Genomic DNA, 15868 nt, shown 5'->3' with positions numbered 1-15868 from the left:
CTTTAAACCTAAAAAATTTTAAAATCCAAAAAAGTTTGCCTTAAGCAATTTATGATCGTTCATTGTCTTTATTATACAAAAACCTTGCTATTTTGTCAAAAATCCTCACATAAAGAACAGCCATTACAGTCTTGCACGCGACTCCCAAAAACATTGCGAATCGTCTGCAGAGTATCCATGAACCCATTATAGCGGATGTGCAAGGTTATGTGGCGGGGAGCTACAGCGATCAGGGCACTTACAAGAAGATCCTCATAACCTAGCTCATGCAAATTATCCAATTGATAATCTGCCAGGTAATCGTGAGTTACGTCATCTCCTTCGTTATTAAAGAGATAAAATTTGCCCTTCGAAGTCATTCCGACGTGAAGAGACTCAAGCTGGGGAGTTTGATTATCTACAAAATGCTTCAACAATTGTATGAATTCCAAGTATTCCTTCTCCACAACGTACTCTTCAATAGCAAATTCTACAGCTTTGCTGACATCGCGTTTATATTCCTGCGCTCGAAAGCTTAGAAAACCTTCGATGTCAAAAATTAAAGAATGGTCTAAACAACTTAAAATTTGTGCTACCAGCTTTGTCTTGCGGTTCACTCGATAAGCGCGGTCTTGGGCTAGACCTTTATTCAAATATTCCAAAGCCTTTTTTAGAATCGTTTGTCCATTGTCGTCTAATAAATAATTATTTTTCTTGATGATATAGCGAACATGTTCCTTCTCCCAATGAAGCAGAATCGTTTCGGCTAAAGCATTCGCCAGATAATAGCGCTGGATTTTCTCCAGCACCTCTTCGTTTTCGCTCTCAGGAGAAGTATTTAAAAACTTACAGTGAATAAGCCAACGTTTTCCTTGTTGCTGTTCAATAATTTGCACAGGAAGTTGTTCTTGTTTACTCAATTCACGTAAGCATTCGCATATGCTCTTATGGTATTTTTGCGTACCTAACCGCACGGAATGTTCCACTGGCACCCCTCCATACTAAAGTATATGACCCTGTTAAAGTCATATTTCAGCTGGACCAACCCTGTTAGCATTTTCTATACAAATATTTTTTGAAAATGCAATGGACACTCCATAATATTTCCAATAAATTACATTCCTATTCTCCAAATCTGTTTTGCCGTTTCCCCTCAATTAAATATTTTAATCAGAAGGCCATACGGAAAACTTAGCTGACATCAAGCTTTGTCTAAGGAACCATCCAGTTGCCTTCATGTCAGCGAAAAGTCTACCCTTGAGAGTTATATTTGGGGATTAAAATAAACTAAGCCCCTCAGCATGTGACTGAAAGGCCCGGCAAATTAATGATATTTAATTAACCCGCTACATCGAAGAACTGTTGGAACTGTTGCTATTTTTTTCAAAGTCCTTTTGTTGCTTAGAACGGATAAAAATGAATTTTTGCCGTCAGCCACTTCTTTTTCCGCCGAATATATGCCATCAATTTCATTAATATCTTCAATCAATTGATCAACGTCAAGCTTTCGAAAGGGAGTTCTCAACTCGTAGTGAATCAAAGTTCTATTTTGCTCCTCTTTTTGTAATGTCATAGTAATATTCTGCGGGACAATACCATGTGACTCGATGATCCTGTTTATTTCTTTTACCCGGCAAGTTCCATTGACCGTAACGACTTTGAGTGTTTGACTGTTTCTGAAAAAATAATTTTCTACCAACCGTTCAAGCGTTATGAAAACTATAAAAGTTACTAAAGTCGAGGAAAAATAAAAACCCGCGCCAACAGCTAGGCCAATAGCCGACACAACCCATAAGGACGCAGCAGTCGTTAACCCCCTGATTGAGGTTTTATCCCTGAGGATTGTACCGGCACCCAAAAAGCCTATCCCCGAGACTACTTGAGCAGCTAAACGAGCGGGATCTTTGTTAACTGATGTGAAATTGGTAAAAGCATACATTGATAAAATCATGATTAACGCGGAGCCTAAACATACTAAAATATGAGTTCTAAATCCCGCAGGGCTATCATTCCGTTCACGTTCAAGGCCGACAATCCCTCCAAAGATACATGCTAAAAGAAGTCTCAAAGCAATTTCATAATCGGTGATATGCACTCTTTTTCACATCCTTCCCTATATCTTTCAGCCTGTTCGCCCGAACAGCTTAGATACTTTGATCGCGAGCTTCAAATTAATTGCTGTAAATTTCCATCAAAGAAGTTAATAATATCCTTTCTAGAGTAATTGAATAAATCGAGAATAGTACCTTTATTTTTAATTAGAGTAAGGGAATTCGCAAGTGCCCTTATGATAATCTATTCCAATTATTCGAGATAAAGCTTATAATTCCTTTAAATTTTATTAAAAGTTAAAATGTTCTAATCAATAAATTTAATGACTAAATGATAAATAAGGTTGTAACACCTTGGAAAGCGTTACAACCTGGACAAAACCATATGGTTTCTACAACTACTTAATAATTTATTCCTCGTTATTTTGTAACAGTTCTTTTACATAGTTGGGTAGTGCAAAGCAGCCTTTGTGAATTTCAGTATTGTAATACTTTGTTTTTATCCCCAGGTTGTTCCAAGCCCTTTCATCTATATCTGTGAGAGGATCATAAGTTTTTGAAGCAAACCCAAACAACCAGTGACCTGACGGATAGGTTGGAATATGTGCCTGATATACTCGGCAGACTGGGAAAAATTCTTTAATTCGCTTATGAGCTCGTTGCATCGACTTAGCATAAGACGAATAATAAGGACTTTCATGTTGATTGACGAGGATGCCGTCTTCTTTCAGCGCCTTAAAGCAGTTCCCATAAAATTCTTTCGTAAACAGCCCTTCCCCTGGTCCGAAAGGATCGGTGGAATCCACAATGATCAGATCATAGGCATCCTCCTTGGAGCGAACAAACTTTAATCCGTCTTCAAAATACAGCTTCACACGCGGATCATCAAATTTACAAGCCGTTTGAGGCAAATATTCCCGGCATACATCGACAACCATCTTGTCGATTTCTACCATGTCAATACTTTCAATCGAATTGTAGCGTGTAAGTTCTCTTACCGTTCCCCCATCGCCTGCCCCTATAACCAATACATTTTTGATCTTAAGGTTAGTTGCCATAGGCACATGAACAATCATGTCATGATAAATAAATTCGTCTTTTTCGGTAACCATCATTAAACCGTCCAAGGTAAAAAAATTGCCAAACTCTTTAGAATTAAAGACGTCAATTCTTTGAAACTCGCTTTTTCCGGTGTAAAGAGGCATATCAACCTTAATAGAAAAACGCACATTAGCGGTATGCTGTTCCGTGTACCATAATTCCATATTACGATTCCTCCAATACTTTAATGCTCTTAACTGACATATCCTCCGTCCCTGTCAGGAAACAGCCTTTGGCCTTGGCATAGGTAATATAATCAATAATCTCTTCAGTTATCCGTTCTCCTGGGGCCAAAATAGGGATTCCTGGCGGATAAGACATCACAAATTCCGCACATATATAGCCATCACTATCTTCGAGCTTGACAGAACGCTGGGCTGAGTAAAAAGCCTGCTGTGGGGCCATGACTACATCCGGATTAATATACTCGTGATCAAGCATTCCCACTTTATCCTTCATGTAACGTCTTTTAATTTCAGACAAAGAGGACACAAGCCGTTCTAAAGCCAGTTCGCGGTCTCCAACCGAGATAATGGCCAAAATATTGCCGATATCGCCCATCTCGATTTGTATTCCATAATCATCACGTAAAATGTCGTAAACTTCAATTCCTGCCAACCCTATTTCACGCGTATAAACGGAAAGCTTGGTGTGGTCAAAGTCAAATACGGAATCCCCATTAATAAGTTCTTTAGAAAAAGCGTAATAGCCACCGATCTTGTTGATTTCTTCTCGTGCATAGTTAGCCAGGGAAGAAACCTTGGCGAAGATGTTTTTGCCGTCTAAGGCAAGGTTGCGCCTGGAAATATCCAGCGAAGACAACAGCAAATAAGAGCCGCTGGTAGTTTGAGTTAAATTAATGGTTTGGCGCACATGACCCGTACTAAGGCTACCGTTTTTCAGCAAGAAAGAGCTCTGAGTCAACGATCCGCCGGTTTTATGCATACTGACCGCCGCCATATCTGCTCCCACCGCCATCGCACTTAAGGGTAAATCCGCACCAAAATAAAAATGAGTTCCATGAGCTTCATCTACCAGGACAAACATATTCCGAGCATGAGCGAGCTCAGTAATAGTCTTCAAATCGGAACAAATGCCATAATAGGTTGGATTATTAACAAAGATTGCTTTAGCGTCAGGGTTTTCCTCAATAGCCCTTTTCAGATCATTAACCGCCATTCCCAGTGGTATTCCCAATTGTTTATTAACGCCGGGATTTACATACACGGGAATTGCTCCACTGATAATGAGTGCATTAATGGCGCTTCTGTGGACATTACGGGGCATGATAATTTTGTCCCCATGCTTACAGACACTCATAATCATCGCTTGAACTGCTGCCGTAGTCCCATTTACCATAAAAAAGGCATGTTCCGAGCCGAAAGCATCAGCGGCTAGTTCTTCCGCCTCTTTAATCACCGAAACAGGGTGAACAAGATTATCGAGCGGCTTCATGGAATTAACATCCACCGAGAGACACCTTTGGCCCAAAAACTTTGCTAGCTCGGGGTTCCCTCTGCCTTGTTTGTGACCAGGCACGTCAAAAGGTACTACTCGCATAGATTGATAGTTTTCAAGTGCTTCATAAATGGGTGCCTTGCCTTGCCATTGTAAATTCAATGAAAAGCACCGCCTTTCCTACCTTATATTGATTGAAAAATGTTTATGCCATATTTTATTGTAATTAGAGCTTATTTTTTATAACCGCTCGTTTCTCGCAGCTCAACTCATATATGTAATTTTAATTTAAAACCTTATTGAAAAACAATAGTATTAGTATATTAGACATTCAGGAAAATATCAACGAGATAGACTCTGGCTTATGCCACAAAAGGCTGCAGCAAACTCTTTCTCCTGCTTAGAAAATTATACGTGAGGGGAGCCCCCTTAAATTTATGCATTCTGATACATAAAAGAAAAACTCGGCTGATGCCGGGTTTTTCTCAAAAAGAGATCGGATCTCTTTGTAGAAATCCATTCAATTATTAATATCATTGATAGCAATGGATTCAAGGTATGAAACTAATCCAACAAAATAAACACTAAAATTGTTTAACTTTTTTACAGGTCATTGGCGAAATGGCCATTTGCTTATATAAACGGTTTATATAACCTCATCGCTCTTCATATTTTTTACATTATTAAAGGTTATGATTTAGAACCTTTAATATTTTGTAATTATCTACAAAAACAACCCACAAATTTTGTAAAGTCTTATAAATAGAAATATAGTAAAGTTAAAGAAAACTTTCTCATTCTAATACTTGCTATTATGAGGACTATGTAAGTGGGAGAAGAGAAAGAAAGGTTTAAGTAAAGGAAAAGTTATTAAAAGAAAGGAGGGAAATTAAGCTTTTTTGTGAATGTTATAACATTTCTAAGGAGGTAGTTAAGTATGCTCGATTTTATTGCCAAAGCAAATCAATTGAATATCAGCCGAAGAAATTTTATCAAAGCAAGTACAGCGGCAGTGGCTAGTCTATCCTTAGTGGGATGCGGAAACACATTAACAACCACCAGTGTCAATCAAACTGCCGGTCAAGAAGGAAACTGGATTACTGCCGCCTGCTGGCATAACTGCGGCAGCCGCTGCTTGAATAAAGCTTTTGTCGTTGATGGAGTTGTTGTTCGTCAAAAAACAGATGACACCCATCCGGATAGTCCTGACTTCCCACAACAAAGGGGATGTTTACGTGGACGTTCTCAACGACAACAAGTTTTTGGAGCAGATCGTTTAAAGTATCCCATGCGCAGAAAGAATTGGGCTCCTGGTGGCGGCAAGAAGGAGCTTCGTGGTCAAGACGAATGGGTGAGAATTACCTGGGAAGAAGCCTTTGACGCTATCGCCGGTGAAATGAAAAGAATTAAAGGACAATACGGAAACCGAGCCTTCTTTGCTGATGGAGGTCCTGCTTCCAAGACTTTAGCATTATATGGAGGCTATGTTTCCAACTGGGGCACAACCTCGCGCGGCACTTGGCACGGTACAAATGGTCCTGTCGGTATAGGTCCTTCAGCCGTTGAGGGGATCAACGACCGCTTAGATATGCGCAACTGTGAAACAGTAATTATGTTTAGTCAGAATCCGGCTTGGAGTTGTGCAGGAAGTGCAGCCTATAATTTCTTGCAGGTAAAGAAGGCAGGAGCCGAATTTATTGCTGTAGACCCTTTTTATAACGATACTTACGCTTTGCTGGAAGCGAACTGGATTCCCACTCGCCCATCGACAGATACGGCATTGCTTATAGGGCTTGCACATACCTTAATTAAAGAAGATGATCCAGTAACCAACCCTTTAATAGATTGGGAATTCTTGAAAAATAATACTATCGGCTTTGATGCGGATAGTATGCCTGAGGGTAGTGATCCCAAAGATAATTTTAAGGACTATGTATTGGGAACCTATGACGGAATCCCTAAAAGCGCCGAGTGGGCTTCAGAGATCTGTGGAGTAGAACCTGACCGGATCTGTTCGCTTGCCAGAGCAATGAATAAAAATAAAAAAGTGGCTATTCTATTTGGTTGGGCCTCAGCCAGAACACAAAATGCAGATAGCCTTCCCCAAATGGTAATGACGATTGGGGCCATAACGGGCCACATGGGGAAATCGGGTCATATGTGCGGTGTAAGCTGCCATACCGGCTCAAGCAACGGCGGGCCCTCTTTGGTAAACCCTGGTGGAAACGGCCTGCCTTCAGTCAAGAACCCTGTTGATGACAGTATGAACCATACGGAAATGTGGAAAGGCATTGTGGACGGTAAGTATAACTTTACCGGCAATATGGAATGGCTTAAAGGGCAGATGCGAGACATTGATATCCACATGATTTATCACGATACGAGTGCAAGACTCCAAACGGCAGATGCTATGACCAAAGGTATTGAGGCACACCGTAAGGTTGACTTAGTCGTAAGTCATGCGCAATTTTTGACTACAAATGCCAAGTATTCGGATTTCGTACTTCCAGTGACCACAGAATGGGAAAAAATCGGAGGGCTCTTAACGGGAAATCGGGAAATTTTGATCAGATATTCTCAAATCACCGACCCTTTATACGAGTGCCATGATGATGATTGGATTGCCGTAGAATTAGCAAAACGCCTGGGGGTAGATACATCCAAAGCATTTTCTCTTGATGCGAAGCAACAATTATTCAATCAGATTGCCGGCTCCACTGTTATATTGCCGGACGGTAAAACCAAAGCTCCACTAGTAACGATTACAGAAGCAGATATAGCCGAGTGGAAGGTAAAAGGTAAACCTCAACAAGGTCAAATTACTTTAAAAGAATTTGAAGAGAAAGGGCTTTATCAAGTTGAGCGAAAACCCGGCGACAATTATGGATTTATTCCATATAAAGCCTTTAGAAATGACCCGGCCAAGAACCCACTGAAAACAACGAGCGGCAAAATGGAGATCTATTCTCAGGCTTTAATTGATCGAATTAATAATATGGGCTATAGCCAAATAAAGGCCATACCTACCCATATTCCACCAGTAGAAGGCTATGAGGCAACCTTTAAAGATTGGAAAGCAAAAGTAAAAGGTGATTATCCTTATCAGGTTATTAATCCGCATTATTTGCGCCGTTCGCATACTGTTTTCGATAATGTTCAATGGCTCAGAGAAACCTGGATCAACCCTGTGTTTATCAATGCCAAAGATGCTAAAGAAAAAGGAATAAACGATGGCGACACAGTTTTGTTAACGAGTCAGCATGGCAAAACCCTAAGGACAGCTTATGTGACGGAGCGCTTTATTCCAGGTGTCCTTGGTTTGCCTCATGGTTCTTGGGTTGATATGGACGAGAAAACGGGAATTGATACCGGAGGGGCAGATAATATTCTTTGCGGCCCGATATCAACAGGTCAGGGCGCTTCAGGGTGGAATAGCTGCGTGGTTAACGTTGAAAAATACTCCGGCGCACCGTTAATTCCGGATGTCAAAAAACCACAACGAATTATTTTCTAGAAAGGAGAGTAGCCAAAATGGGACGAAAAGGATTCTATATTGATATGACGGCTTGTGTGGGGTGCCGGACTTGTCAAATAGCCTGTAAAGATAAAAACAATTTAAAAGTAGGTACTATATTTAGACAAGTTAGGACATATGAAACAGGAGTTTTTCCTACTCCAGGAGTCTACCACTATTCCGGAACGTGTAACCATTGTTCAAATCCCAAGTGCGTAGCGGTTTGCCCTACCGGAGCAATGCATATCGACACAGATCTCACGGTACAACATGATATGACTAAATGTATTGGGTGTCGTTATTGCACCTGGGCTTGCCCATATGGGGTTCCTAAGTTCATGGAGGAATTAGGAAAGGTGCATAAATGCGATGCTTGCAAGGATTTGCGAGATAAAGGGGAAAATCCCGCTTGTGTAGATGCTTGTTACATGCGAGCTCTGGAGTGGGGCGACTTTGACGAATTAAAAGCCAAACACGGGAGTAATGTAACCCGTGATTTACCGATCCTTCCCAATTCTTCAATAACAAATCCTTCGACGTTCATCAAACCTAGAATAACAGCGTTACAAAAAGATTTCCAGAAAAAGGAGGTTTGAATCATGGGTGAGACTGCATTATTGATTTTTACACTTTGTCTTCAGGCTGCAATTGGAACCTTAATCTTAATCACTTTGGAAAAGCAGTTAAACAAAGAAAAACAATTTAAAATTTTAGGGCTAATTACAGCAGCCTTAAGCATCATCGGTATTTTTGCGTCTTTCTTGCACCTTGGTCATCCTCAATCCGCCATTAATGCCCTTTCTAATGTAGGCAAATCATGGTTAAGTAATGAAGTATTGCTAGCAAGTGCTTTTACGGGCATTGCTGTTTTGTATGCCTTAGCTCAATATCTCAAACCGGATAGCCAAAGCCTTAATACCGTTTTGAGATGGGCCGGAAGCCTTGTCGGCCTGGCTACTGTTTTTTCGATGGCTAAAGTCTATACCTCCGCGAGTGTCCCTGTTTGGAAGGGAGCAAACACCTTTGTTGATTTTTATACTACGGCAATTGCTGTCGGTGGGCTGATCTTTTTAGCAACGAGCTATAAAGAGATACAAGACACACATAAAAGAAATTTCGCCCTTCTCGTATTAGCTGCCGTAGTCATTCAAGCTGCAGTTGCAGTCCCTTACGCCTTTGCGTTAACACAAAAAGGAATGGCAGCTCAAGCCAGCGCCGAAATTTTGAGTGGGCTGGCCACAGTTATCGGCCTAAAATGGCTGCTCGCTTTAGGCGGTGCGGCTCTCCTATTGTGGTCCTCTATCCAGAAAGGCGGCGTTACTAAGGGAGTTAATGCCGTAAATATCGTTTATTTAGCAGGTGCGGCCTTGATCGTCGGTGAAATTATCGGAAGATACGTTTTCTATGCCGCCATGGTCGTTTCTAGCATTGGCCTAACTTAAATTAACCGAAGAGAGGTGGACAATACTTTGGAAATGGAATCCATGCAAGGCGATATAGCCATACTATTAGCAAACAGAACTTACCTTTATCGCTTGTTGCAGAGCTTTTTAGGAAATGAACCTGCTTTGAAAGCGATCGAGATTCTGAACAATGATCATACAAAAACCTCTCTGTCTTTGCTCTCTATTGAAAAAAGCTTGGATCTGCTCAGAGATTTTGCGGAACAATTGGAGATGAATAAGGAAGAAGTTATTGAAAGGGCCTGCTCTGAGTATACACGCTTGTTCATTGGTCCTGCCAAATTACCTGCTCCACCCTGGGAATCTGTCTATGTAATGAAGGAAAGGTTAATTTTTCAGGAAACTACCTTGAAAGTACGTCAATGTTACTTAAACTATAATTTTCTCCCAGTTCATTACCGATCTGAGGCGGATGATCACATTGCTCTGGAATTAGACTTTATGCATAACCTTAGCAGTCTTGTTGAAATTTCCTTCCAGGAAAGAAATATGAGCCGAGCCAGGGAAATTCTCAAGGATCAGAAAGACTTTTTGGAAGAACATCTACTTGTTTGGGTTCCACAGTTTATTTCCGATTTAGAAGCTGCTACTTCCCATCCTCTCTACAGAGGTCTGGCTGATATGCTGAAGGAATTCCTCCAGGTAGATTCAAAGGTTATTAATGAGATTTTGGATACTTTGCCTTAAAAATAAGTGATATCATTCAAGAAAGAAGGAACCTATAGAATGGATGTCTCCGTTCTATAGGTTCCTTTTTGAGGGCTCAGAGGGCTTCTCTGCCCCCCTATAGACCATTCTTATATATTCCCACTCCCTTAGTAAGCTAAGATTGCCTGATTAGCTAAATCCCTTTTAGCCGACCCTTGCCAAAACTTTCAGGACACAAAAAAGCTTCTCTTAAGAGAAGCTTTAAATGTCATATGGTGGGTTTGAGAGGACTCGAACCTCCGACCCCCGCGATGTCAACGCGATACTCTAACCAACTGAGCTACAAACCCATATGGTGCCGATGACCGGAATCGAACCGGTACGGGCTATTAACCCGCGGGATTTTAAGTCCCGTGCGTCTGCCAGTTCCGCCACATCGGCATGATTAAATTGGAGGCGGCACCCAGATTTGAACTGGGGGATAAAGGTTTTGCAGACCTCTGCCTTACCACTTGGCTATGCCGCCATGTAAATATAACTGGAGCGGGTGACGAGATTCGAACTCGCGACTTTCACCTTGGCAAGGTGACACTCTACCACTGAGTTACACCCGCGTGGTGCCTCAGGACGGAATCGAACCGCCGACACGAGGATTTTCAGTCCTCTGCTCTACCGACTGAGCTACCGAGGCAAATTAAATGGCGACCCCGATCGGAATTGAACCGACGATCTCCTGCGTGACAGGCAGGCATGTTAACCGCTACACCACGGGGCCACATTAGAAGTTTGAGGTAAGATGCCCGAGGTCACAAAAAATCTTTCCTCAACATCTATGTCTTCAACCCCAGGCTTTCCTAACGGACTTGCAACACTGACCTACGAATTGGTGGGCGATGACAGGTTCGAACTGCCGACATCCTGCTTGTAAGGCAGGCGCTCTACCAGCTGAGCTAATCACCCGGGCGACTGACGATTATCAGTATACACAAAAATACGTCCTCTGTCAAAGCTTTTTTTCAAGAACAATAAATTTTTGTCACTACCTATCGCAAATTAAAGTTGACCGCCCTTAAAGCCAGCATTATCCTAACTTGTCGACACTTTCTTTTGCTTGACAACCTCTTCTATGTTAATGGAACGAGTATGTTTCGTGTGAGACCATTGTTTATCTTTACGATTTATAAAGCCTAAAAATACGATAGGTATCCAACTGTAAATAAATATGGGATATAAGATAAGCCCTACATAGGCTCGCCAAGGTATCCGGTCAAGAGCTAAAGCCGCTACCGGATATAAGTACTGAATTGAGGACAATATTTGCCATCCCGTCCAGGGCATAACTAAGGTGAAAACATGAGTATAATGCACCTGCAAAGCAGAAATAAAATTGGTGATCATAAAAAAGGTTGCGATCATAACAAGTGCAGGTTGAAAAAGGTGTATCGCTGCATCTATGTACATGATTTTTCTTTCTCGTATTCCTTTAAACACTAACGGGAAGAAATAACGGCCAGCCACATCCACTTGCCCCTGAGCCCAGCGCTTTCTTTGATACCAAGACTGCATGAATGTTAGAGGTTTTTCATCATAAACGACAGCATCATGAGCCCAAGTCGTTTTAATGCCATGCGATAACGCCTTCATACTAAATTCGAGGTCTTCAGTCAGAGACGTCGCTCCCCAACCGAATTCTTTCAGAACCTCAGTAGAAATGCACATGCCTGTCCCACCAAGAACATTGGAGAGTCGGCCCGTATTATATCTCGCCAGCTGCAACAAACGGTTGGTAACCCAAAACGCAATTGAAAATGTATTCGTTACCCATGTATCAAACGGATTCTTAGAATCTAAGTAACACTGAACTATTTTATGTCCCTGACAAAGCTTGCTGTTCATTTCAAAAAGGAAATTGTCCTTAACTAAATTATCAGCATCAAAAATTACGATTGCGTCATATTGCCGCTCCATTTTAAAAAGGCGGTGAAACATCCACTCAAGAGCGTATCCTTTGCCTCGTTTCTCAGTATTAAACCGTCTATGAACAATAGCTCCTGCGTTTCGCGCGATCAGTGCAGTCTTATCGGTGCAATTATCTGCAACCACAAAAATATCAAATAAATTTTTAGGATAATCGAGCATCCGAAGATTTTCTACAAGAGGGCCAATAACAGCTTCTTCATTATGTGCCGCGACAACTACGGCGAAACTCTTTTCTGGCGTAAGTACCTTAACTTCTCTTTTGCGGTACAATCCAAACATCGATAAAACAAAATAGTAAAAGGTCAAAACAATAATAATTACTTGGATTGGAACCATAATAATGTTGAATAACTGTGTAACTGTAAGCCCAGACAACAAATCCACCGATCTGACCTCCTTCTAACCAATAAATTCTAACATAGGAACCAAACCTATGCAAGGATAGTTGTCCAAGATTTATAGCCAAAATGTTCACCATTTACTCTTATTTACCAAATTAGCAGATTAGAACTAGAATATTCTCATTGTCAGCGCCGTTCAGAAAATTTAAAGGCAATGAAGGCGATAAGGGAGGTACAAAATAGTATAAAAGTTATACTAGCCTTTATACCGAAGCCTATAGATTGCCAATAAATATCTCCTATGCGTGAACCCGATACCCAAGGAACAAAAAATCGAAAGATATGTGCCGCTCCATTGCCTAGTACAATTAATAAAAGAATGCCTGAGACTATTACTAGTATGCCCGACATACCTATTGGAGTATCCAAACGCCAGCGTCTAATTATATCTCGTTTCCACCAATGAAATTCTATTTTTAAAGTATCTGTCCATCTTCCCCGCATTTTCCTCACCTCAGTTCTACTTTATGAGCGACATCATAAAAGATCATCACCTTTGCGAGAAATAAGTATAATTTCCATTTTTACTGGTTAAAATCCCCAGCAAGGAGGTGGCTCATCATGCCAATTCCATCTGAAGATGGGAAATTTATTCACTACTCATACTGCAACCAAAGGTTTCGGTTCGGGTATGACGCTGAGAAACATGAAAAAGAAAACCATGCCGACCAGCTATCAAACTAAAAGATGAAATCAACTGTACAAATGACGCCAGCCTCTATACTACTTGAACAAGGACTCACGATAGAGGCTTCCCTGGGAATCACCTGCAAAACACTAAATAAGCCAAAAATCACATGAGGATTCACCTGCGAATCCTCATGTGATTTTTGGCTTATTTAGAAGTTTACTATAAGTGGCATAGCTTGTTAGTAAAATTCAGGTATGGATAGATGATTAAACTGGATTGTGAATTCTGGGCCGAATTACAAATGAAACACTATTAACCCGAAATGAAAATAGAAAAAGAGGTAACTAATCAGCAGGAATGTTTTATCCGCTGACTAATCCGCTCTAAGACTCCCGCTTCGGCAAGCGGTGAGTTAAGACGACTAAGTCCCTGGATAAGTGCGACTAAGATTCAGATGGAGTTAAAACTCCACCTGAATCAAGTCTTCTTTATCCATGACTATACATGTATAAAGGGTTAGTCATTAAGTATATTGATCATTCGAAAAAACAAGCAACCATCAGAAGCTACCTTAAAACGCTAGAAAACTTGGGGTGAATGCAGTAAGAGTCTAATAATTCAGCGCCTTCTGAAAGATCGTGATAGAATATTAAACATGGGGGTAGATATAATGAAACAATATATGCTAATCCTTATTTTGCTGATTAGCCTGCTGAATCTCAATGGTTGTTATTCTTTACAAAGCAACCAGCAAAATCTCTCATTTAATTCATTAAATGAACTGCCGGTAACTGATTCCCTCCATTTGAAAGGTCTAAACATGATTGACAAATTAAATGGATGGGTCATCTCGGATAAGAGCGTATTAAAAACCGAAGATGGTGGAGATACGTGGTTAAATGTTTTACCCTTAAAAATTTCGGAGTTTCCTAATGGAGTTAAAAGTGTATTTTTAGATCAAAACGTAGGCTGGGTCTTGATTGATGAATATAATAGCAATGGTAAACCGGTAGTTCTCTATTCAACAATTGATGGCGGGAAACAGTGGAAAAAAAGCGAATTAACTATTCATGGAATCATCAGCTTAGCTTTCGCTTCCTCAAAAAACGGGTGGCTACTCTCAAGTCCTAATGGGCCAGCTGGACCGATGGATAATGTACTGGTTTATCATACGACGGATGGAGGAGATAATTGGGTTAATTGTAATCCCAGCGGACTTCCTTCTTCTGCCAAAATAGATGGTATTTTCTTTACGAATAACGATAAAGGATTTATTACGGGGATGAATTATGCTACAGGAAATTCAACGTACTTCTTCAAATCAACTACCAGCGGTTTTTTATGGGAGAATCAAAAATTAAATGTTCCTGATAACTTTAAAGACTATATCAAATCAACCGAGCCACCACTTTTTTGGAACGAAGAGAATGGGATAATTCCAGTTGTTTTTACACGTGGAGATGATAATCAAATAAGTTTTAGTAGAACGAAGGATGGTGGGATGACTTGGACGTCCGGAAAAGTATTTTCCTTGGGCCCAATGACAGGAAACAATATAGTTCCCTACGATTTTATTGATGAAAAGTATGGATGGTTAGTTTATAATGGCGAGTTATATAAATCCTCGGATGGATCTTCATCGTGGGAGAAGGTTTCAAAGTTAAGTAATATCGTTGAAATCAGTTTCCTTACGTCAAAAATAGGCTGGGCAGTTGCTTTCGATGGTAAAGGGGAACAACTTTACAGAACCGATAATGGTGGCGCTTCATGGGTGAATTTATACCCGGTTATTAATTAATAGTTTGGAACAGAGAAGGGGCAAGTAATCGCCCCTTTCCGCTGTTCGCTACAACGGATGTCACTAACTTAGAGACCGACAAACGCGACCGTTTTCCCAGCTAAGAGGGTGTCTGTATCGATATCAACAGTATAAATCAAACCATTACAGGTAGCCGACATTTTTACAACACATGGCACTTGGTCCATGACCTCTCCGATACCTTTGGTTTGCCCGCAACCTGCCCAGGCATCTGAAAAATATCCCCCACTAAGCAATAATTTGACCTGAGAAGCCGTTAAACCAGGAGCGCCATAATAAAGCGCCGGTACATACATTCCGCCAGCCATGATAGCGGCAGACCAATTTTGGCAAAATCCCATCTGAACGAGTAGTATTGAAGTTTTTAATGTCAACCCACAGTGCCGCTGCTCTCGGTCAGCTATAGATTTTGCATTGCTTACAGTACTATTTCCATAGGTTGTTCCCATAGAGGCGTTTAGAGTGGTATCAGGAGCCAAAGCACATTGTAGGATTGCTGCTATCCAGCATTCACTGACCTGCTTTTCCAGGAGCTTGCGCCCCAAGTATCATCGGCCCTGGAACGAAAGGCGAATGAGCCTTTCGCCACACTGCCTCCCCAGACGCATTCCCCGGCAGTGTGGTTCGAACGGGGGGACCCCGAAGAATTTGCTCTACTTACGTAGTTTCTGTTCCCTGTTTCTTATGCAAAGATAATATATTTATTGTATATAATCTATGTTGCATAATCAGCCTAAATACTCAAACTAAGATTAATTATAAACTCTAACTATAAATTTCTGGAAGAGTGTACCATTAACTATTATTCCAAACTGAGAAAAAT

General features: G+C 40.9%; 12 protein-coding genes, 7 tRNA genes and 1 other annotated feature (1 of these 20 cut by a window edge). Of the genes, 6 read left to right on the top strand and 13 right to left on the bottom strand.

What is annotated here, in order from left to right:
* Positions 1-7, bottom strand: a binding site (T-box leader) (it extends 209 nt beyond the left edge of the window).
* An 88-nt stretch (positions 8-95) separates the two neighbouring features.
* The 4 genes from ytxC to REC12_RS00600 all read right to left on the bottom strand — a co-directional run bounded on the left by ytxC (position 96) and on the right by REC12_RS00600 (position 4751).
* Positions 96-965: a sporulation protein YtxC gene (gene ytxC, locus REC12_RS00615; protein WP_308891579.1), complete on the bottom strand. Its 870-nt coding sequence runs from the start codon at positions 963-965 to the stop codon at positions 96-98.
* Between the two features lie 338 nt (positions 966-1303).
* Positions 1304-2074: an MgtC/SapB family protein gene (locus REC12_RS00610; protein ID WP_308891578.1), complete on the bottom strand. Its 771-nt coding sequence runs from the start codon at positions 2072-2074 to the stop codon at positions 1304-1306.
* Between the two features lie 366 nt (positions 2075-2440).
* Positions 2441-3295, bottom strand: a complete 855-nt coding sequence (gene speE, locus REC12_RS00605; protein WP_308891576.1) for a polyamine aminopropyltransferase — start codon at positions 3293-3295, stop codon at positions 2441-2443.
* Position 3296: 1 nt separating this feature from the next.
* The gene (locus tag REC12_RS00600) at positions 3297-4751 is read right to left on the bottom strand and encodes an aminotransferase class I/II-fold pyridoxal phosphate-dependent enzyme (protein WP_308891574.1); all 1455 of its coding nucleotides are present in this window, start codon (positions 4749-4751) and stop codon (positions 3297-3299) included.
* A gap of 775 nt (positions 4752-5526) precedes the next feature.
* Between REC12_RS00600 and REC12_RS00595 the strand changes: the two genes are divergently transcribed.
* Genes REC12_RS00595 through REC12_RS00580 form a run of 4 tightly spaced genes read left to right on the top strand, consistent with a single transcriptional unit; the run spans position 5527 to position 10253 of the window.
* A complete protein-coding gene (locus REC12_RS00595; RefSeq protein WP_308891572.1) occupies positions 5527-8103 on the top strand; it encodes a molybdopterin-dependent oxidoreductase in 2577 nt (858 codons plus the stop codon).
* Positions 8104-8120: 17 nt separating this feature from the next.
* Entirely contained in the window at positions 8121-8699 is a 579-nt protein-coding gene (locus REC12_RS00590) for a 4Fe-4S dicluster domain-containing protein (RefSeq protein WP_308891571.1), read from the top strand.
* A gap of 3 nt (positions 8700-8702) precedes the next feature.
* Positions 8703-9545 carry a dimethyl sulfoxide reductase anchor subunit family protein gene (locus REC12_RS00585; RefSeq protein WP_308891570.1) on the top strand — a complete coding sequence of 281 codons (843 nt, stop codon included), beginning with the start codon at positions 8703-8705 and terminating at the stop codon, positions 9543-9545.
* Positions 9546-9578: 33 nt separating this feature from the next.
* Entirely contained in the window at positions 9579-10253 is a 675-nt protein-coding gene (locus REC12_RS00580) for a TorD/DmsD family molecular chaperone (protein ID WP_308891603.1), read from the top strand.
* Between the two features lie 234 nt (positions 10254-10487).
* On the opposite strand, the gene REC12_RS00575 is transcribed toward REC12_RS00580, so the two are convergent.
* The 8 genes from REC12_RS00575 to REC12_RS00540 all read right to left on the bottom strand — a co-directional run bounded on the left by REC12_RS00575 (position 10488) and on the right by REC12_RS00540 (position 12578).
* Positions 10488-10564: transfer RNA gene (locus tag REC12_RS00575), tRNA-Val, on the bottom strand.
* Positions 10565-10567: 3 nt separating this feature from the next.
* Positions 10568-10655: transfer RNA gene (locus tag REC12_RS00570), tRNA-Leu, on the bottom strand.
* Positions 10656-10665: 10 nt separating this feature from the next.
* A tRNA-Cys gene (locus REC12_RS00565) sits at positions 10666-10740 on the bottom strand.
* 13 nt (positions 10741-10753) lie between these two features.
* Positions 10754-10828 (bottom strand) — tRNA-Gly (locus REC12_RS00560).
* Between the two features lies 1 nt (position 10829).
* Positions 10830-10905, bottom strand: a tRNA-Phe gene (locus REC12_RS00555).
* An 8-nt stretch (positions 10906-10913) separates the two neighbouring features.
* Positions 10914-10989: transfer RNA gene (locus REC12_RS00550), tRNA-Asp, on the bottom strand.
* Between the two features lie 109 nt (positions 10990-11098).
* A tRNA-Val gene (locus tag REC12_RS00545) sits at positions 11099-11174 on the bottom strand.
* A 126-nt stretch (positions 11175-11300) separates the two neighbouring features.
* On the bottom strand, positions 11301-12578 hold the full coding sequence (locus REC12_RS00540; protein ID WP_308891567.1) for a glycosyltransferase family 2 protein: 1278 nt from the start codon (positions 12576-12578) through the stop codon (positions 11301-11303).
* A gap of 578 nt (positions 12579-13156) precedes the next feature.
* Between REC12_RS00540 and REC12_RS00535 the strand changes: the two genes are divergently transcribed.
* Together REC12_RS00535 and REC12_RS00530 are read left to right on the top strand one after the other, a co-directional pair.
* Positions 13157-13279, top strand: a complete 123-nt coding sequence (locus REC12_RS00535) for a hypothetical protein (RefSeq protein ID WP_308891565.1) — start codon at positions 13157-13159, stop codon at positions 13277-13279.
* Positions 13280-13896: 617 nt separating this feature from the next.
* A complete protein-coding gene (locus REC12_RS00530; RefSeq protein WP_308891564.1) occupies positions 13897-15024 on the top strand; it encodes a WD40/YVTN/BNR-like repeat-containing protein in 1128 nt (375 codons plus the stop codon).
* Positions 15025-15092: 68 nt separating this feature from the next.
* On the opposite strand, the gene REC12_RS00525 is transcribed toward REC12_RS00530, so the two are convergent.
* Positions 15093-15590 (bottom strand): hypothetical protein, encoded by a 498-nt coding sequence (locus REC12_RS00525; RefSeq protein ID WP_308891562.1) that lies wholly within the window; start codon positions 15588-15590, stop codon positions 15093-15095.
* Positions 15591-15868: the final 278 nt, after the last annotated feature.

Origin of the sequence: Candidatus Desulfosporosinus nitrosoreducens (assembly GCF_030954495.1) — a bacterium.
Lineage (GTDB): Bacteria > Bacillota > Desulfitobacteriia > Desulfitobacteriales > Desulfitobacteriaceae > Desulfosporosinus > Desulfosporosinus nitrosoreducens.
This window is presented reverse-complemented; position numbering and strand designations above follow the sequence as displayed.